General features: G+C 57.3%; 16 protein-coding genes and 1 riboswitch. Of the genes, 7 read left to right on the forward strand and 9 right to left on the reverse strand.

All coding sequences use genetic code 11. From position 1 onward, the window contains the following. Window positions 1-163: 163 nt before the first annotated feature. The 3 genes from cobO to cobN all read right to left on the reverse strand — a co-directional run bounded on the left by cobO (window position 164) and on the right by cobN (window position 5,908). Window positions 164-769, reverse strand: a complete 606-nt coding sequence (cobO, locus tag WBC85_RS03065) for a cob(I)yrinic acid a,c-diamide adenosyltransferase (RefSeq protein WP_424433205.1) — start codon at window positions 767-769, stop codon at window positions 164-166. Window positions 770-866: 97 nt separating this feature from the next. Next, complete coding sequence (locus tag WBC85_RS03070; RefSeq protein ID WP_424433206.1) at window positions 867-2,075, reverse strand: TsoY family (seleno)protein; 1,209 nt, start codon at window positions 2,073-2,075, stop codon at window positions 867-869. Window positions 2,076-2,215: 140 nt separating this feature from the next. Next, entirely contained in the window at window positions 2,216-5,908 is a 3,693-nt protein-coding gene (gene cobN / locus WBC85_RS03075; RefSeq protein ID WP_424433207.1) for a cobaltochelatase subunit CobN, read from the reverse strand. 69 nt (window positions 5,909-5,977) lie between these two features. Here cobN and WBC85_RS03080 point away from each other — a divergent pair, with 69 nt between their 5' ends. Next, window positions 5,978-6,139 (forward strand): hypothetical protein, encoded by a 162-nt coding sequence (locus WBC85_RS03080; RefSeq protein WP_424433208.1) that lies wholly within the window; start codon window positions 5,978-5,980, stop codon window positions 6,137-6,139. Window positions 6,140-6,141: 2 nt separating this feature from the next. Here WBC85_RS03080 and WBC85_RS03085 read toward each other — a convergent pair whose 3' ends face one another. Together WBC85_RS03085 and cobW are read right to left on the reverse strand one after the other, a co-directional pair. Further along, window positions 6,142-6,606 carry a GNAT family N-acetyltransferase gene (locus WBC85_RS03085; RefSeq protein WP_424433209.1) on the reverse strand — a complete coding sequence of 155 codons (465 nt, stop codon included), beginning with the start codon at window positions 6,604-6,606 and terminating at the stop codon, window positions 6,142-6,144. Next, on the reverse strand, window positions 6,606-7,682 hold the full coding sequence (gene cobW, locus WBC85_RS03090; protein WP_424433210.1) for a cobalamin biosynthesis protein CobW: 1,077 nt from the start codon (window positions 7,680-7,682) through the stop codon (window positions 6,606-6,608). The genes WBC85_RS03085 and cobW overlap by 1 nt, the downstream gene beginning before the upstream one ends. Window positions 7,683-7,725: 43 nt before the next feature. Here cobW and WBC85_RS03095 point away from each other — a divergent pair, with 43 nt between their 5' ends. Then, a complete protein-coding gene (locus tag WBC85_RS03095; protein ID WP_424433211.1) occupies window positions 7,726-8,058 on the forward strand; it encodes a DUF1636 family protein in 333 nt (110 codons plus the stop codon). Window positions 8,059-8,062: 4 nt separating this feature from the next. Here the strand turns inward: WBC85_RS03095 and WBC85_RS03100 are convergent, their stop codons facing one another. Together WBC85_RS03100 and WBC85_RS03105 are read right to left on the reverse strand one after the other, a co-directional pair. Further along, complete coding sequence (locus tag WBC85_RS03100; RefSeq protein ID WP_424433212.1) at window positions 8,063-8,746, reverse strand: CbtA family protein; 684 nt, start codon at window positions 8,744-8,746, stop codon at window positions 8,063-8,065. A gap of 21 nt (window positions 8,747-8,767) precedes the next feature. Beyond that, window positions 8,768-8,938: a CbtB domain-containing protein gene (locus tag WBC85_RS03105; RefSeq protein WP_424433213.1), complete on the reverse strand. Its 171-nt coding sequence runs from the start codon at window positions 8,936-8,938 to the stop codon at window positions 8,768-8,770. A 40-nt stretch (window positions 8,939-8,978) separates the two neighbouring features. After that, a riboswitch (cobalamin riboswitch) is annotated at window positions 8,979-9,200 on the reverse strand. Between the two features lie 207 nt (window positions 9,201-9,407). Between WBC85_RS03105 and smc the strand changes: the two genes are divergently transcribed. Then, window positions 9,408-12,863: a chromosome segregation protein SMC gene (gene smc / locus WBC85_RS03110; protein WP_424433214.1), complete on the forward strand. Its 3,456-nt coding sequence runs from the start codon at window positions 9,408-9,410 to the stop codon at window positions 12,861-12,863. 91 nt (window positions 12,864-12,954) lie between these two features. Here smc and WBC85_RS03115 read toward each other — a convergent pair whose 3' ends face one another. Together WBC85_RS03115 and WBC85_RS03120 are read right to left on the reverse strand one after the other, a co-directional pair. Continuing rightward, on the reverse strand, window positions 12,955-13,281 hold the full coding sequence (locus WBC85_RS03115) for an AzlD domain-containing protein (RefSeq protein ID WP_424433215.1): 327 nt from the start codon (window positions 13,279-13,281) through the stop codon (window positions 12,955-12,957). Then, entirely contained in the window at window positions 13,278-13,985 is a 708-nt protein-coding gene (locus WBC85_RS03120) for an AzlC family ABC transporter permease (protein ID WP_424433216.1), read from the reverse strand. The genes WBC85_RS03115 and WBC85_RS03120 overlap by 4 nt, the downstream gene beginning before the upstream one ends. Window positions 13,986-14,076: 91 nt before the next feature. On the opposite strand from WBC85_RS03120, the gene fdhD reads away from it, so the two are divergent. The 4 genes from fdhD to mobB form a co-directional block, all read left to right on the forward strand. Beyond that, on the forward strand, window positions 14,077-14,940 hold the full coding sequence (fdhD, locus tag WBC85_RS03125; protein ID WP_424433217.1) for a formate dehydrogenase accessory sulfurtransferase FdhD: 864 nt from the start codon (window positions 14,077-14,079) through the stop codon (window positions 14,938-14,940). Then, window positions 14,937-15,506: a hypothetical protein gene (locus tag WBC85_RS03130; RefSeq protein WP_424433218.1), complete on the forward strand. Its 570-nt coding sequence runs from the start codon at window positions 14,937-14,939 to the stop codon at window positions 15,504-15,506. Before fdhD ends, WBC85_RS03130 begins: the two co-directional genes overlap by 4 nt. Beyond that, the gene (gene mobA / locus WBC85_RS03135; protein WP_424433219.1) at window positions 15,503-16,111 is read left to right on the forward strand and encodes a molybdenum cofactor guanylyltransferase MobA; all 609 of its coding nucleotides are present in this window, start codon (window positions 15,503-15,505) and stop codon (window positions 16,109-16,111) included. Before WBC85_RS03130 ends, mobA begins: the two co-directional genes overlap by 4 nt. After that, on the forward strand, window positions 16,108-17,564 hold a 1,457-nt coding region (mobB, locus tag WBC85_RS03140; protein ID WP_424433220.1), incomplete at its 3' end, for a molybdopterin-guanine dinucleotide biosynthesis protein B. The genes mobA and mobB, both read left to right, overlap by 4 nt.

The raw sequence follows: 17,564 nt of genomic DNA on the forward strand, positions 1-17,564 counted from the left end.
ACATAGATTCGTACCACGTAGAGTGGCTAGTAGACGTCATCTGCTGTGTCGCTGCATGTATAGAGGATATCGTGAAGTCCGAAGTGCACAAATCAACTGGTGTGTTGACTTGGCAAATAACGCACCCCGTTCGCAGTGCGTGGGAAAGGTATGACGCTTGGGATTAAAACTCCACCCCAATCTGCGCCTTAACACCTGATCTAAATGGATGCTTCACCAGCTCCATCTCTGTCACCAGATCGGCGATCTCGATCAGCTCAGCCTTCGCATTGCGGCCCGTCATCACCACATGGGTCATCGCTGGTTTCTCTTCCACCAAGAACGTCACCACATCGTTCACGTCGATATAATCATAGCGCAGCGCGATGTTGATCTCGTCCAGCAGCACCATTTTGTTGTTCTCGTCGCGGATCAGGTCTTTGGCTTTTTCCCATGCGGCCTGCGCCATTTCGGTGTCGCGGTCGCGATCCTGCGTTTCCCATGTGAACCCTTCGCCCATCGTGTGGAACGAACAGATGTCAGAGAACTTGGCGAGGATCAGATCACGCTCGCCCGTGCTCATCCCGCCCTTGATGAACTGCACCACGGCGCATTGCATGCCGTGCGCGATGTGGCGGAAAATCATCCCGAACGCGGCAGAGCTTTTGCCCTTACCCTTGCCCGTGTGGATGACAATCAGACCCTTTTCATCGGTCTTGGTCGCCATGATCTTGTCGCGAGCGGCCTTTTTCTTGGCCATCTTCATCGCGTGACGTTCTGAATCGCTCATGTGGGTGCCTCTTTCGCGCTAGGTTTGGAATGAGCATAGGCGCGATGGACGCAAGTGAGAAGGGCGCTTGAACCAATCAAGCGCCCTTTCGAGTGGTTTATTCTGCGGGAACCGCCGCGCTTGGCATCGCGCTAAAGTGCTGGCGGTTCAGGCGCAAGACCATGGCGATCGCGATCAACTGCATCGCGATAGCGATTGCGGTGAAGGCCCAGTAGGCGGTGCCGAATTTGGTGATGACATCCGCAGCCACAAGACCCTTGTTGATAAAGAACTGACCCATCACAGAAAGCGCAACGAAAGGGCAGACCAGAGCGTAGGAACCGACGGAGGTTTTTTCGCCAATCACGAAGTCATCCCAATAGCCCTGCACCTTGAGCACGGCGAGGCCAAGACCGAGGAAGGCGAATTGCACACCAAGCAGTTTCGCAGTCAGCATCATTGTTTCAGCAGGGGCCGCGTGCACGTCAAAGAGCATGTGCAGGCCGTGGTTCTGGCGCAACATCATGATGCCAAGCACGGTCATCAAAGGTATGGTAATCATCAGTGTCGGCGCAACTTCGCGCGCCGCGCCGTGACGGATCATCCCAAGAATACCAGCGAAGATCGCAAGCGTTGCGTAGATCGCGGCAATGACGCCGATGAATGTGGACAGGATCAGCGAGGTTGCAACGGTCGTCTTGATTGTGCTCATCGCGGCAGGCGCGGACATGCCAACGGCAACCATTGCAAGGGCGAAACCCGGCAGCGCCTGCGCGAAAGAGCCGTTTGCGCTTTCGTCAAAGCTACCGTCTGCAACGACATCGCCGATGAAGCTACCGATCATTCGCAGGGCAAGGACTGCGATCAGTGCAAAGACAACAAGCGCCGCAGGGAAGAGATATTCGATGATGCCCCAAAGGTTCGGAACGAACACGAGGCCAACGATGAACAGCGCGTTCACCGTCATTGCCAGCGCAAGCGGCATGGCAAGCTGTGTAGACGCGCCATTGGATTTCGCGAATTTGGCGTAGCCTTCGGATTTCTTGAATGCAGAGAATTCTTTCAGGTTCCAGATCAGTGATTTGAGATTGAGGATAGTGAACCCTGCGATACCGACAACGGCGATGATGATCGCGGATTGCATGGCGAGCGTGCCTGTTTGAAAGGCGCTCATGATGTCCTCGAACACAGGGACGGGGCGGCCTTTATGCGGCACCCAGAACATGAGGAACATGAAGAACGTCACACTTAAACCACCCGCACCGAGCGAAGCGAGAAAGTAGAGCGGCGCATAGTTTTGCGCGGCAACGGAGGATCGGGTCTGCATGGGATTTCCTTTCGCAGTATTACACATTCAATATTGTGAATGTAAATACATGCAAAAAAATGAATGTGAAGTGAAAAAGACGCAACTCTGCAATGCGCGTCCAGCAAGGCGCGCAGGGTAGTTTGCGAAAACGCTTTGTTTTATTGGCCTAGCAGCCCTGCAATTCGTGCGCGCGCGGAATTGGAACGTGGCGTCCAAAGTCCGCGATCAATCGCTTCTTGAAAGCGCTCGGCCATCTCGATGAGCGCAGAAGGGTTGTGATCCGCAATAAACTCTCGCGTTTCGTCGTCCTCAAGAAAGGCAGATTCGACCAGATCGAAATGGTGGTTCTTCACCGCACCTGTCGTGGCGGAAAAGGCGAACAGGTAGTCAACCGTTGCGGCCATTTCAAACGCGCCTTTGTAACCGTGACGTTTGACGCCGTCGATCCATTTGGGGTTAACCACGCGGGAACGCACGACACGCCCGATTTCTTCGTCAAGGGTGCGGATCACAGGACGTTCAGGGCGGGAATGATCGTTGTGATAAATGGGCCTGTCCTGCCCCTGTAGGGTGCTCACCGCAGCGGCGGCTCCGCCCTCAAACTGGTAATAATCGTCGCTGTCGAGCAGATCATGCTCGCGGTTGTCCTGGTTTTGCACAATGGCTTCGGTTTGCTTCAGGCGCGTCTCGAACCCTTCGCGATCACGCTTGCCTTCACTGCCTGCACCATAAGCATAACTGCCCCACTCCAAGTAGGCTTCGGCAAGATCGCCCTTATCTGCCCAAAGCCGTTCGTCGATCATCGCTTGCAGGCCCGCGCCATAGGCCCCCGGTTTGGAGCCGAACACGCGGGCGGTATTGCCCTCCGTGCGCGCACGGGCGGCGGCAGGGTTTTGATCGCTCGATTCATCAAGCGCCATGACCGCTTTGGCGGCGCTATCGACAAGGGAAATAAGCTGGGGAAAAGCATCGCGAAAGAAACCGGAAATGCGCAATGTCACGTCTACGCGGGGGCGGCCAAGCACGCCCTCTGGCAGAATTTCAAAGCCGGTCACGCGGCGGTTGGCGCTGTCCCATTTCGGCTTTACACCCATCAAGGCAAGGGCTTGGGCAATATCATCGCCGCCCGTGCGCATATTGGCAGTGCCCCATGCAGTCAGCAGCATCGTGCGGGGCCAATCGCCGTGTGTCTGAAGGTGCTTTTCAATCAGCAGATTGGCGGATTTCCAGCCCAAGGCCCAAGCGGTCGGCGTTGGCACTGCGCGGCTATCGACAGAGAAAAAGTTGCGCCCTGTTGGCAGCACATCAAGCCGACCGCGCGTCGGTGCGCCAGAGGGCGCCGGGGCGACGAATTTACCGTCAAGAGCTTTCAGCAGCCCGTTCATTTCACTCGGGCCACAAGAACGCAGACTGGGCAGGACATCATTGTGCAGGGTTTCAAGAACCAGCGCAGTGGCTTTGAAATGCTCTGGCGTTTCTTTCCAGGCTATGGCGCTTTGTGCGAGCAGTTCCAGCCGCTCGACAGTGTCCCCATTCGACCGCCAGGTTTCCAAACCCATACTCTGCAAAAATTTGTGGCGAGGGCCAGTATAGGCAGTGCCCATATCGCAATCGAGAGGGTCGATATCAACGCCGCAATCAACCGCCAGAGCACGGATCAAAGAGGCATCTGCGCCCGATCCGTCGCCGCGCGGAACGCGCACCAATGCAATAGCAAGGTCGCGCTCAAGATCACCTTCCGGGGAAGTGCCAAAGATGTGCAACCCGTCCCTGATCTGGGCTTCCTTTAGTTCACACAGGTAGGAATCGAGCTTGGCCAGATCACCGTCTTCATCATTGCCCGTCAGGCCGGCATCCAGATCAATGCCCGTTGAAGAGGTCATGCTTAGAATTTCGCGGCGAAGATAGGCAATACGGCGCGGATCAACGCCAGCGGCCTCATAATATTCGTCCACGAGCGCTTCGAGATCTTTCAGCGGACCATAGGTTTCGGCGCGCCCCAAGGGGGGCGTCAAATGATCGATAATCACAGCCTGCGCGCGGCGCTTGGCCTGCGTGCCCTCGCCGGGGTCGTTCACGATGAACGGATAAATGTGCGGCGTAGGTCCGAAAACCGCTTCGGGCATGCAGTTTTCGCTAAGCGCGATGGCCTTGCCCGGAAGCCATTCAAGATTGCCGTGCTTACCCATATGCACGATTGCGTGCGCGCCCTGCACAAAGCGCAGCCAGATGTAAAAAGCGAGATAGTTGTGCGGCGGGGCCAGATCGGGCGCGTGGTATGTGTCGCTCGGATCAATGTTATAGCCGCGCGCTGGCTGGATGCCGACGACTGCATTGCCGTATTTCAGGATCGAAAGTTTGAAGCCCTCGGGTGTCAGGAACGGGTCATCCTCTGGCGCGCCCCAACGGGTGGTGATCTGCTCGCGTACATCAAAGGGAAGGGCGTCAAAGTGCTGCTTGTAGGTCTGGAGCGATAGAACCTCACCGCCATCTTTGCCCGCGCGGTCCGTAAGCCAGTTGGTCGGGCCCGACATGATCTGGGCCATCAATGCATCGCTATCTTTCGGTGCATTTAGGACCGTGTAGCCAGAATTGGCGAGCTTTTCCAGCGTATTCACCGTCGCAGCAGGTGTGTCGAGGCCCACACCATTGGCGAGGCGCCCGTCCTTGTTGGGATAGTTCGCAAGGACGAGTGCGACTTGGCGCTCTTGCGCAGGCACCGCGCGCAGTTTGGCCCAATTGGCAGCCAAACGCGCGACAAAGCCAATCCTGTCGCCTTGCGCGCGATAGGTCGCGATCGGGCACTCGGTGGCGTCATCGAAGTAGGCTTCGCCTTTGAAGCTGACCGCGCGCGACAGGATGCGACCGTCGACCTCTGGCAGGGCCACGTTCATTGCGATGTCACGGCCGGATAGACCTGTGAGGCCTGATGCCCATGCTTGTTCGGTCGAGCCAGACAAAACGACTTGGAAAATAGGCGCGTCATTCGCCGCAGGCATGGTAAGCGGATTGACAGGGCTATTATCGCCCGCATGGGGCGAGCCGACAGCAAAGGACGTGCAGTTAAGGATCACAGCGGGCGGCGCAGCATGAAAAACCTGCTCTAACGTAGCGATGCTGACGGGATCTTTAAGCGAGGCGACGAAAAGGGGGAGGGGGTTTAGCCCATCTTTCAAAAGCGCGCGCGTGAGGCGGTTGATCGGGTGCAGGCCAGCGCCCTGAACGAGCGCGCGGTAGAAAATGATCGGCACAACGGGCGCGCCTTCGGTCCAATCTGCTTGCGCGGCGGAAAGGCCGGAAATACCGGCGCCAGGCCAATAAACACCTGCGCGCAGCAGCGGCGACGCGGAGCTGGGTTTTTCGGACCCATCCAGCATCGCTTTTGCATAGCGCAACAGGTTCTGCGCATTGTCCGGACCACCCTCGACACAATAGGCCCAGAGTGCATCGTAATCCTCGTCACTGATTGTGCTCAGGCGGCGTAGTTCTTCATCCGGTTTGTCATCGCCGGGAAGCAACGCCAACGGAACGCCAGCCTCATGCAGGCGGGCGGCGTATTGTTCGGCACCGTATTTCCAATACCCGACACCGCCCAAAACACGGGCGATGAGCAATCTGGATTTGCTGGCACATTCTTCAATATGCAGATCCACCGACATCGGGTGCATCAGATGCATCATGCTGGCAAGGCGCAGGCTGGGCGGCGCATCTAATTGCGAACGCGCATCAGACAGTGCCGCAAGCTCTGTGTCCGCTGCTGAAATAATCACCACATCTGCTGGTGTTTGCCCTAAATCGACGGGCTCTTTACCATCATCAATAGAACCGGGCGTAGCAGCGAGAAGATGCATGGATGAAACCTATCAGTTGTGCGCGGCGCGCGCTTGGTGCATTGCGGGGCAAGCTAAAAGGAAGATCAAATGAACACCAACAAACCTGACACGTCGAACTTCGGCACCAGCACGTATAACAAGCATGACGACCACAAAGGCCACGCGCCACGCCGCGCTCGCGGCAAAAAGCGCCTGACGAAAGAAGAGATGCTTGAGCAAATGAAAAAGAACGCTGAAGCCAAGAAGTAAAGTCACGCGGTTTCTACCGTTAGGACTTTTTCCATGAAGCGGCTTTCGGGGACGTCCTTATAGTCTCCGAAGGGGCCGCAGAATGTGAAGCCATGACGCTCGTAAAGGCGATGGGCGGCGTATAGCACATCGCCCGTTTCCAGTTTAAGCGTTTGCAACCCCATCTCGCGCGCGACATCTTCGATCTGTCGCAGCAGGGCGGCTGCCACGCCTTTTCCGCGCGCCGCTTCGCTGGTGAACATGGACTTCACCTCTGCGTAACCGTCCTTGACTGCCAATGCCCCTGTGCCAAGCGTTACATCCCCCTCGCGCGCCGCAAAGAGGTGGATGTTTTCAGCAGCCAGCGCATCGAAATCCAAAAAGTGACAGGCATCAGGGGAAAACAGCGAAAGCATAAGCGCGTGGCTTTGCTCTAGCAGGTCCTTGGTGCCAGCCGCATGCGGCGTTGTCGGTTCGACGATAATCATTACTCTGCGAGCGCAGCTTCGATAGCCAAGCGATCCAGACCTGCCTGCCCGATGACAACAAGACGTGTGATGCGCGCGTCTGTTCCGAATGGCTTGTCGAAATAGGTATCGACCCGCGGCCCAACCGCTTGCAGCGTAAGGCGCATCGGCTTGCCCGTCACCGCAGCAAAACCCTTCAAACGCAGAATATCGTGAACGCGTATCACGTCCGCAACCTGTTCGGCAAAGGCTGCGGCATCCGCAATTTCGCCGCGCTCAAACACAAAGCTTTCAAAGGCATCATGGTCGTGATCGTGGTGGTGATGATCCTCGTCATGGTCATCGTGATGGTCGTCGTCATCGTGGTGGTGATGGTGGTGCACTTCGTGGCGCGCGTCCATATCGGCTTCCGCACTGTTGCCTTGACCCAAAAGAATATCAATCGGCAACGCACCCATTGTAGATTTGACCACCTGCACGCCAGCGCGGCTTTCTGATTTCAGCTTTGCGGCCAATGCATCGCTTTCAGCGGCGCCAAGCAGATCGGATTTGTTGACGACGATCATATCCGCACAGGCGATCTGATCCTCGAAGAGCTCTGAAAGAGGTGTCTCGTGATCGAGATTCTCATCCAGCTTGCGCTGGGCATCAACCGCTGCGACGTTATGGGCGAAACGGCCCTCTGAAACGGCTTTGCCATCCACAACCGTCACAACACCATCGACGGTGACCTGCGTGGAAATTTCCGGCCAGTTGAACGCACGGATCAAAGGCTGCGGAAGCGCCAGACCAGACGTTTCAATCACAATGTGATCGGGGCGGTTTTCGCGTGCCAGCAGCTTTTCCATTGTTGGCACGAAATCATCAGCGACTGTGCAGCAGATACAGCCGTTGGACAGCTCCATGATATCATCTTCGGTGCAGGTTTCATCGCCGCAACCTTTCAGGATATCGCCGTCCACACCCAGATCACCGAACTCGTTGATAATCAGGGCGATACGTTTGCCATTTGCATTTTGCAGCATATGGCGGATCAAGGTGGTCTTGCCCGCGCCGAGAAAACCAGTGATGACAGTGGCGGGAATTTTAGCAGGCATGTGAAGTCTCCGTTCGGGGCGCATGTGCGGGAAAGGGCCAAACATGGGACCCCGTGTGATTATTTGCGATACCTGTGCAGCGCCGGGCGAGGCACCGCAAGGGGCGGCGTTTGCCGACACTTTGCGCAGCTTGGTGCCGCAGGACGTGCGTGTCGAAACGACCTCCTGCATGAATCAATGTGACAGACCTGTTTCCATGGCGCTTCGCGGCGAAGATATGGACGTTTACCTGTTTCATTCCGTTGATCCTCTTTGCGATCTTGAGGATGCGCTGGCCTTGATTAAGCTGTATTCCAAAGCCGAAGGCGGCACCATTGCGGATGCCCGCCCTGCCGGGCGCTTGCGCCACTGCCTGACAGGGCGTGTTCCGCGCTAAGGCGCTATCCGTCATTGGCTTTCGTCCAGAACCAAGCGCAGAAAAATCCGAGAAAGCTCCAACCAACCAAAGCAACGCCAAGGCTGAGGGTCACAAAATGGGCCGACAGTTCAGGCGGCGCGATACCAAAATACGTGTCCAAATGCGGCGCACCGATAAGGTGTGGAACCAGAATGAGCGGGATACATAACAGCGCAACCGATCCTCGCCCGAAAGCCATGAAAGCAAGGCCTAGCGCTGTCGCAATGATCGTACTTGCCCACCAGATTTGGCGCGGGCCGACTTCTGCCGCAGGCGTTCCAGGTAGTTCCGGCGGCAAGCCAATCGCAGGGGCAAGCTGCACAGCGACAAAACCGGCAAGGCCCCAAATGATCCCTTTGCGCGCGCTCAAAACATGGCCCTTTTCATGGGCAAATATCATGGCGGCCAGCAAAATTAGTCCGTAGCCCGTGAAGGTTACCAGATTGAACGCGATCGTCATGGCATGGCGCATCATATCGCTGCCTAAAGCAGGGGCACCCTTTTCGGACTGCGTGGACCCGTCGGTCGCGAAATGGACCCGCGCACCGGTTTCATAAAGCTCGCCTTCCAAAAGCGTGGGAATCACAAACCAAAATTGCAGCAGAGCGGCAATCAGCCCTGCAGCAACGCCAGCGAGCACCGCGCTGGACAACAGATTTTTGGTCATAGGTCTCTTCAGACCCCGCCGTTAGTGGCAGGGAAAGGCCATTGCGTGACGCTGGTCGTGCGCTGCATCATGCAGAACTGTTGCTTGCGCCATGCCGGATGCGACCAGCAGGAAAACACCCGCCAATACCGCGATTGCAAGGCCAAGTGCAGAGCTGTCTGCGCGTGTGATTGTAGCTGTTTGGGTCGTCATAGTTCTTCTCCTTGTACCGTCACACCCGACGGCCAGATTTAGGTCACTCACATGCAGGGCTGGTCTCCTGGCTCGCGGGTCGTAACGCTTTGACGTCTTCCCAAACCTTGCGGTCCAGTGACAAATGCCAACGCGCTCGCCGCTTACAGTCGCGGGGGCGGCTGCGGCTATGGGCCCCTGATTGGGTCGCCCTTTCCACATTCCCATTTCACCCGTAGACGCTTTGCGCCGCAAAACGGGTACCATGCATTGCCCCAATTGGCCCTGAATCACGACGCGCGTCAAGGCCGATAGCGACATGAGGGGGATGTTAAGCGAAGCGCCGGGTACGGCGGTTCTTCGAGGATTTTCGCAATATCTTGTGGATAACTCGCCTGGTTTGGCTACATGCAGGGCTCTTCGCGTTGACAGGCTATACGGTGCAAAGCAAAGTCGCACTTTAAGGAATCAACCGAAAGAGCAGCCAAACGTGCGCTTTTCCAAACTCAAACTGCAAGGCTTCAAGAGTTTCGTGGACCCCACGGACCTCATTATTGCGGATGGTTTGACGGGTGTGGTTGGACCGAACGGGTGCGGCAAGTCCAATTTGCTGGAAGCGCTGCGTTGGGTGATGGGCGAAAACCGCCCCACAGCCATGCGCGGCGGCGGCATGGAGGACGTGATTTTCGCAGGCGCAGCCACGCGCCCTGCACGCAACTTTGCAGAAGTCAGTCTGCAGATTGATAACTCGGACCGGCTCGCTCCGGCAGGGTTTAACGATCTGGACACGCTCGACATCGTCCGCCGTATCACCCGTGATGTGGGCAGTGCCTACAAGACCAACGGAAAAGACGTGCGTGCGCGGGATGTGCAAATGCTGTTTGCTGATGCATCCACAGGTGCGCATTCGCCTGCGCTGGTGCGTCAGGGTCAAATTGCGGAATTGATAAACGCCAAGCCCAAAAACCGCCGCCGCATTCTGGAAGAGGCGGCCGGTATCTCTGGCCTGTATCAGCGCCGCCACGAAGCGGAATTGAAACTGAAAGCGGCGGAAACCAATCTGGCACGGGTCGATGATGTTGTTGAACAGCTTGCTTCGCAACTGTCACAACTCGCGCGCCAAGCCCGTCAGGCCGCGCGTTACCGTGCGATTGGCGACGAGCTGCGTCAGGCCGAGGGAATGTTGCTGTATCGCCGCTGGCGTGAAGCGGATGATGCCCGCGCGAGCGCAGAGGAAGAATTGCGCGCCCGTACAACAGCCACAGCGCAAGCAGAAAGTGCTGCGCGCCAGGCTGGCAAAGCACGGGTGGAATTCGAAGCCGTCCTGCCGCCGCTGCGCGAGGAAGAAGCGATAGCCGCCGCGATCTTGCAGCGCTTGCAGGTGCAGCGGGACACGTTGAACGATCAGGAAAGCCGTGCGCTGGAAACCATCGAAACGCTGAAAAACCGCATTATCCAGCTCGATAAAGATATCGAGCGCGAAGGCTCGCTTAATCGCGATGCGGGCGAAACAATCGAACGACTTGAATGGGAGGCGCGCGAACTGGCGAAGGCGTCGGAAGGTCACGAAGATCGCCTTGAAGCCGCCGCAGAAGAAGCGCGCAATGCCGCTGCGATCTTGCAGGACCGCGAGGCTGATCTGGCTGAACGGACAGAAGACGTGGCACGCTTGGCTGCAAGGCATCAATCGGCCTACCGCGTCCTTACGGATAGTCGAAAAATGCTGGAACGGAGCGACGGCGAAGCCGAAAGCGCCCGCATGGCAGTCGCGCAAAGCCGCGCCATGTTGAGCAAGGCCGAAGAAGATATGCAAACGGCGGCTGGCAAAGAAACAGCTGCCATCGCAACGGCCGAACGTGCGGATCAGGCGCTGACAGCAGCCGAAGTCGCGCGCGCAGAAACGCAATCGCGCGAGGCAGATGCACGGGCCGAGCGTTCCCAAGCCGAGGGCGAAGCCAATGCGCTGCGCGCGGAAGTAACGGCGCTTGCAAAGCTGTTGGAGCGCGACACAGCCGAAGGCGGTCAGATCTTGGACCGTTTGCAGGTTGAGCAAGGCTTTGAAAAGGCGCTCGGTGCGGCGCTTGCAGATGATCTTCGTGCGCCTGAAGTGGAAAGCGACGGGCCATCAGGCTGGCGCGTATTGCCAAGCTATGCGCAGCAACAACCGTTGCCTGAAGGCGTGACATCGCTTGCGCGCCATGTGTCTGTGCCAGATGTCCTCGAGCGCCGCGCGAGCCAGATAGGTCTTGTCGATGCGGATGACGGCCAGCGTTTGCAGGGGCTGCTCAAGCCCGGCCAGCGCCTTGTGTCCCTGGAGGGCGATCTATGGCGTTGGGACGGGTATCGCGCTTGGGCAGAGGACGCGCCTTCTGCTGCGGCCTTGCGTCTTGAGCAGCTTAATCGCCTTGAAGTGCTCAAACAGGAAATGGAACGCGCGACGACCCGCGTGGAGGCTGCACAGCGTGCGCACGAGACGCTGACAACCAGGCTCGCCGATCTCACGCGGGCAGACCGCGAAGCACGTGAGGCACGCAAAGAAGCGGACCGTTTGGTCAATGACGCAGCGCGTGCGCTCAGCCGCGCCGAAGCTGATCGCAATCTCGCAGAGGGCAAGTTGGAAAGCCTGTCACTGGCAGTAACGCGCCATGAAGAAGATGCAATGGCTGCGCGCAAGCAGGTCCAAGAGGCAGAAAGCGCTGTTTCGGAACTTGGTGATCTGGAAGCCGAACGCGCGGGCGTCGAAGATATCAAAATGACAGTCGAAGCTTCGCGTATCACGATGATGTCGCGCCGTTCGGGGCACGATGAATTGCGCCGCGAAGGCGATGCGCGGCTGCGCCGCTCGCAAGAAGTTACCAAAGAAGTCAGCGGCTGGCGTCACCGTTTGGAAACGGCGGAAAAGCGCATTTCTGAACTGGCCGAACGCAAGACCGCATCAGAGATCGATCTGAGCGAAGCAAGCGCGGCACCAGCAGAAATTGCCGCCAAACGTGAAGAATTAACCAATGCCATTTCAGAGGCGGAAACGCGCCGGAGCGCAGCAGGCGATGCCTTGGCAGAGGCAGAGACTGCCCTGCGCACCGCAGAGCAGGGCGAGCGGGATGCAGAGCGCGCGGCCTCTGAGGCGCGAGAAGCGCGCGCGCGATCCGAAGCGCGCACCGAAGCTGCCCGCGAAACGCTTGCCTTGGCCGCTGAACGCTTTTCCGAAGATATGGAAACGACGCCGGACGCTTTGCTTGAGCATCTTCAAATAGACGTGGAAAAAATGCCTGCCTCGGGCGCGATTGAAGCGGATGTGAACCGTCTGAAACGTCAGCGCGATGCTTTGGGTGCGGTGAACCTGCGGGCAGAGGAAGATGCCACCGAAGTTCAGGTCGATCATGACACATTGGTCACCGAGAAGGCCGATCTGGAGGAGGCGATCAAGACATTGCGTGGTGGCATTGCCAGTTTGAACCGCGAGGGCCGTGAACGCCTTTTGACAGCGTTCGAGCAAGTGAACAGCAACTTTTCCCTGCTCTTTACCCACCTGTTTGGCGGTGGTGAGGCAAATCTGGTTCTGGTGGAAAGCGATGATCCGCTGGAAGCCGGGCTAGAGATCATGTGCCAACCACCGGGCAAGAAGCTATCGACGCTGTCTTTGCTTTCAGGTGGTGAGCAAACATTGACAGCAATGGCGCTGATCTTCGCGGTCTTCCTTGCCAATCCGGCACCGATTTGTGTGCTTGACGAGGTCGACGCGCCTTTGGACGATGCCAATGTCACGCGGTTCTGTGATCTGCTCGATGAAATGTGCCGTCGCACGGATACGCGGTTTCTGATTATCACGCACCATGCGGTCACCATGGCGCGCATGGACCGCCTGTTCGGTGTGACGATGGCAGAGCAGGGCGTCAGCCAGTTGGTGTCTGTCGATCTGAAAAACGCGGAAACGCTTGTCGCCTAACGCGCAACGGGGGCTAGCCCCCGTCTCAGCATAGCTGAGACTCCCCCAGAGTTTTTTGGCAAAATGAAGCTGCGCGCGTTAACCTTAATGCTTAGCTAAGGAAATACTGCATCAGGTACAATGTAGTGATGCCAGCCAAAATAGAACCGACAACGTTCTTCCAGATGAGGCCAAGCGCCAGTGTCACAATGGCTGCGCTAATGCGTGGCAGATCGTAGTTCCCGCCTGTGGCAGCGGGCCACAAAACAGCAGGCGCTATGATTGCAGGGAGTATGCCAACCGCAGTGTAGCGCAGGTGACGCATCAGCCAATCAGGGAGCTGACGATTCCCAACGAGGCCGGTGAACGCGAACCGCAAAGCGAAACTGCCGATGCCAAGGCAAATGATGACGATCCAGAGTTCTGTCCTGTCAATCATGCTTTTGCCTCTGCTGCGGCTTCTAGTCTTGCGCCGACTATCATGCCGCCGATCCCGGCCATAAGGATGCCAAGGTTATAAGGAACGGTAAAGAACATCAGGGATAGGACGGCGGCCGAGATGGCGGCCCCCACATGTGCGCGGGTGCGCAGGGCAGGCGCAATGATTGCAAGGAAAGTAATGGGCACTGCGAAATCGAGAGCAAAAGACGCAGGAATGGCTTCCCCGATCAGCGCCCCGACAAGAGTAAACACCCACCAAAGCGGGCAAACCGGTGTGGCCGTGCCAAAGAAATACGCGATCTTTTCCTGAGCGCTCAATTCAGGCGCGTTTTCGAATTTGGTGATTGAAATGGCGTAGCTTTGGTCAACGGTAAAATAGGCGGCAATCGCGCGCTGCCAGATCGGCGCGCCCCCGATATGGGGGGTGAGTGAGGCGGAATACATCGCCATGCGCAGGTTCACCGCGAGCGCGGAAGCGAGAACGACCAAGGTTGGCGCTTGCTCGCCCATCAGCTGCAAGGCTGTGAATTGCGCAGCCCCTGCGATCACGACAAAGGAAAAGGAAACCGTTTCAAAGATGCTAAGTCCCGCTTCTGTCGCGAGCACGCCAAACAGCATCGAAAACGGAATAATCACCAAAATAAATGGTGCGCCGTCGCGAATGCCTGCGCGATAAGCCGATTTGACACTAGAGGATACCATGGGCTGCCTTTACGTTGCGCTTATCTTGTGCAGCTATCGCGAGATATGCGTCTTTGCAATCTGGGCATTGCGCAAATGAAGGAAACGCGACGTGACAGGTTATATAATTGCCCCCGATATTTCGCGCACCGGTTTGACGCGCCGCGTTGTCGGCGTGGATCAAACCGGTGCCGAGGTGACGCAAGACGTTGTCGAGGAACGCCCCCTGACGATCTATCTGAATGCGCAGGAGATCGTGACCGCGATGACGATCGGCGATTACCCCGAATATCTTGCGCTCGGGTTTTTGCGTAATCAGGGCATGCTGGAGGGCGCGGGGCGCGTCACGCGGATAGATTATGACGAAGAACTGGATGTCGTGGTTGTGCGCACGGACCAGCCTACCAATCACGAAGAGAAGCTGAAAAAGAAAACACGCACGTCAGGGTGTGCAGTCGGGACTGTGTTTGGCGATATGATGGAAGGGCTAGAGGGCCTGAGCCTGCCACAAGCTGAATTGCGCACAAGTTGGCTTTATGCGCTGGCAGCCAAGATCAACACGACCCCTTCGCTTTATCTGAATGCGGGGGCAATTCATGGAACGGTGCTTTGCCAGAAAGACCAGCCGCTGGTCTATATGGAGGACGTCGGGCGCCATAATGCCGTCGATAAAGTCTCGGGTTGGATGCTACAGGAACATGCAAATTCCAGCGATAAGATCCTTTACACAACGGGGCGGTTAACATCCGAAATGGTGATAAAATGCGCGCATATGGGGATACCCGTTCTGGCCTCGCGGTCCGGCTTTACCGCCTGGGGCGTAGAGATTGCCCAGCAGGTTGGAATGACTTTGATCGGGCGGCTACGCGGCAAACGATTTCAGTGTGTGGCCGGCAAGGAACGGATCATCTGGGATGCTGATCTGGCAAAGATCAAGGATGAGCCGAAGTCAGCTGGCCGAAAGGGCGTAACGTGAAAAATACGGCGGACCAAGCGGTGTACGAGTTTGAATACAAACCGACCGTTAAAGAAATCAGGCAAGGCACTGGATTGATGTCGAAAGGGATGTATCCCGGAATTTGGCTAAGACTTTGTCAGTTGCACGGCATCATACTTGGGGCAAGCTTTGGCGTTACCGGCATCGTTACCTCGTTTTTCCTGTTCAAAGCATCGGGTGTCCCGATCCACGAGGTGCCGCTGGCCTTCATTCTGATCGGACTTGTGATCGGCTTAGCGCTCATGTTGAGCGGACGTATTTGGCACAACCATTCTATCAACGCCTATCACGCACACACGGCAGAGCTAAACCAGAGCATGCGGTTGAGCCATGCAGGTTTGGAAATCATTTCCGAACATATGAACCTGTCATACGGTTGGGCATCGTTTCGCGTGATTGAACAAAACAAGGTGATGACAACGTTGCTTCTGGGAAATACGGGGTTCATTTTGCCAAACCGCTTGTTGGAACAGGCGGGTGACATCGCAGAGATTTCCGAAGCGATACGTGCTTGGTTTGACGCGCGTGCGCAGGTGCGCGCATGAAACAGCCCCTTGGTGTGATCCTTGCAGGCGGTCAAGCGCGGCGGATGGGCGGGGGCGACAAAGGTCGTCTTATGCTGGGCGGACAAAGCCTGCTAAGCCATGTGATCGATCGCTTAGAGCCACAGGTGGCGGGCCTTGCCCTGAATGCCAACGGCGATGCAGGGCGGTTCGGCGATGTCGATTTGCCGGTTCTTTCGGATAGTATTGACGGCTTTGCCGGGCCCTTGGCGGGCGTTCTGGCAGGGCTTGATTGGGCCGCTGAACAGGGCGCTGAAGCAATCGTAACGGCCGCTGCGGACACACCGTTTTTCCCTTGTGATCTGGTGCCACGATTAATGATGGCTGCTGATGGAATGGACAATCCTCTTGTGCTGGCCGCGACCCCCGACACCGAACGGGGGCGCAACAGGCATCCGACATTCGGCCTATGGCCTGTCGCGCTGCGCGATGATTTGCGCGGCGCGCTTCATGATGGCTTGCGCAAGGTTGTGCTCTGGACGGACAAACATGACGGGCGCGAAGCGATGTTTCCTGTTGAAACGTTTGATCCGTTTTTCAACGTTAACACGCCCGATGATCTGGCGCGCGCTGAGGAACTGCTATGAAAATCTACGGCGTCGTCGGGTGGAAGAACGCGGGCAAGACGGGCCTGATGGAACGTTTGATAGCCGACATAACCGCGCGTGGGTTTTCTGTTTCGACTGTAAAACATGCCCATCACAGTTTTGACGTCGATCATCCGGGCAAGGACAGCCATCGCCATCGGATCGCAGGCGCGCGAGAGGTGCTCTTGGCGTCGCGCAATCGCTTTGCGTTGATGCATGAATTGACGGGCGAAGACGAACCGCCGCTGGATGAATTGCTGGCGAAACTCGCGCCGGTCGATCTGGTTCTGGTCGAGGGCTACAAACGTGACAAACACCCCAAGATCGAAGCGCATAGGGCCGAAACAGGAAACGCGCTGATCGCTGACGAGACTGTTCGCGCGTTTGCGGCGGATTGTGTGTTGAATATGGATCGCCCGGTCTTTGATTTGAACGACACGGCGCAAATCGCCGAATTCCTGCTGCGTGATCTGGGGCTCTTGCCTGCTCTGCCTGCCGCCGCTCAGCAAGATATCTCCAAAGATCTACTGGCACCCAAACTGTCGAACGACTGCTTTGCCTTGCCTGCTGGCGTGACCTGGACGCCCGTGGACGAGGCACTGGAAATGCTGAAAGCACGCCTTGCGCCCGTTACTGCGGCAAGGACAACGACGATTGATAGCGCTGCGGGATTGGTCTTGGCCCGGGACGCGATTGCGCAGCGCGCGCATCCGCCCGAACCGAATTCTGCCGTTGATGGCTATGGTTTCGCAGGCGGCACCCTTGGTGATGGCCCGCAAATGCTGCCGCTTATCGAAGGGCGCTCGGCAGCTGGCGTTCCCTTCGCGGGTGTTGTGCCAGCCGGCTCTGCCCTTCGCATCCTAACGGGCGCGGCCTTGCCCGGTGGTATTGATACAGTTGTGCTTGAAGAAGACGTGAACAGCGATGGCAAACATATCGCCTTCAATGGTCCGATCAAAGCAGGCAACAACACGCGCCGCGCAGGCGAGGATGTGCTGGCTGGCGAGGTCATCTTGAAAGCGGGCCGTAGGCTAACACCTGCCGACACAGCACTTTTGAGCGCGGTCGGTATCGCAACGGTAAAATCATACGAACGCCTGCGCGTTGGTGTGCTTTCCACGGGCGATGAACTTGTCGAAGCAGGGAAGCGCGCGCGCGCTGGGCAGATCTATGATGCCAACCGCCCGATGCTGTTGGCGCAGTTGAACGCTTGGGGCTTTGAAGCGATTGATTTGGGGCGTGCCCCTGATGATCGCGCGGATTTGCACCGGATGCTGGATGCAGGCGCGGGGAAGTGCGATGCAATTCTCACCTCTGGCGGCGCATCCGCCGGTGACGAAGATCACATGTCGGCGATTTTGGCCGAGACAGGTTCATTGGCAATGGGGCGCATTGCGTTGAAACCTGGGCGGCCACTTGCGCTGGGAATTTGGAATGGCACGCCGGTATTCGG

The organism is Planktotalea sp. (assembly GCF_049680325.1).
GTDB lineage: Bacteria > Pseudomonadota > Alphaproteobacteria > Rhodobacterales > Rhodobacteraceae > Planktotalea.

Excerpts from the sequence above, each read along its gene's own strand:
- cobO (WP_424433205.1), bottom strand. The coding sequence starts at position 769 with ATGAGCGATTCAGAACGTCACGCGATGAAGATGGCCAAGAAAAAGGCC.
- WBC85_RS03070 (WP_424433206.1), bottom strand. The coding sequence starts at position 2,075 with ATGCAGACCCGATCCTCCGTTGCCGCGCAAAACTATGCGCCGCTCTAC.
- cobN (WP_424433207.1), bottom strand. The coding sequence starts at position 5,908 with ATGCATCTTCTCGCTGCTACGCCCGGTTCTATTGATGATGGTAAAGAG.
- WBC85_RS03080 (WP_424433208.1), top strand. The coding sequence starts at position 5,978 with ATGAACACCAACAAACCTGACACGTCGAACTTCGGCACCAGCACGTAT.
- WBC85_RS03085 (WP_424433209.1), bottom strand. The coding sequence starts at position 6,606 with ATGATTATCGTCGAACCGACAACGCCGCATGCGGCTGGCACCAAGGAC.
- cobW (WP_424433210.1), bottom strand. The coding sequence starts at position 7,682 with ATGCCTGCTAAAATTCCCGCCACTGTCATCACTGGTTTTCTCGGCGCG.
- WBC85_RS03095 (WP_424433211.1), top strand. The coding sequence starts at position 7,726 with ATGGGACCCCGTGTGATTATTTGCGATACCTGTGCAGCGCCGGGCGAG.
- WBC85_RS03100 (WP_424433212.1), bottom strand. The coding sequence starts at position 8,746 with ATGACCAAAAATCTGTTGTCCAGCGCGGTGCTCGCTGGCGTTGCTGCA.
- WBC85_RS03105 (WP_424433213.1), bottom strand. The coding sequence starts at position 8,938 with ATGACGACCCAAACAGCTACAATCACACGCGCAGACAGCTCTGCACTT.
- WBC85_RS03115 (WP_424433215.1), bottom strand. The coding sequence starts at position 13,281 with ATGATTGACAGGACAGAACTCTGGATCGTCATCATTTGCCTTGGCATC.
- WBC85_RS03120 (WP_424433216.1), bottom strand. The coding sequence starts at position 13,985 with ATGGTATCCTCTAGTGTCAAATCGGCTTATCGCGCAGGCATTCGCGAC.
- mobA (WP_424433219.1), top strand. The coding sequence starts at position 15,503 with ATGAAACAGCCCCTTGGTGTGATCCTTGCAGGCGGTCAAGCGCGGCGG.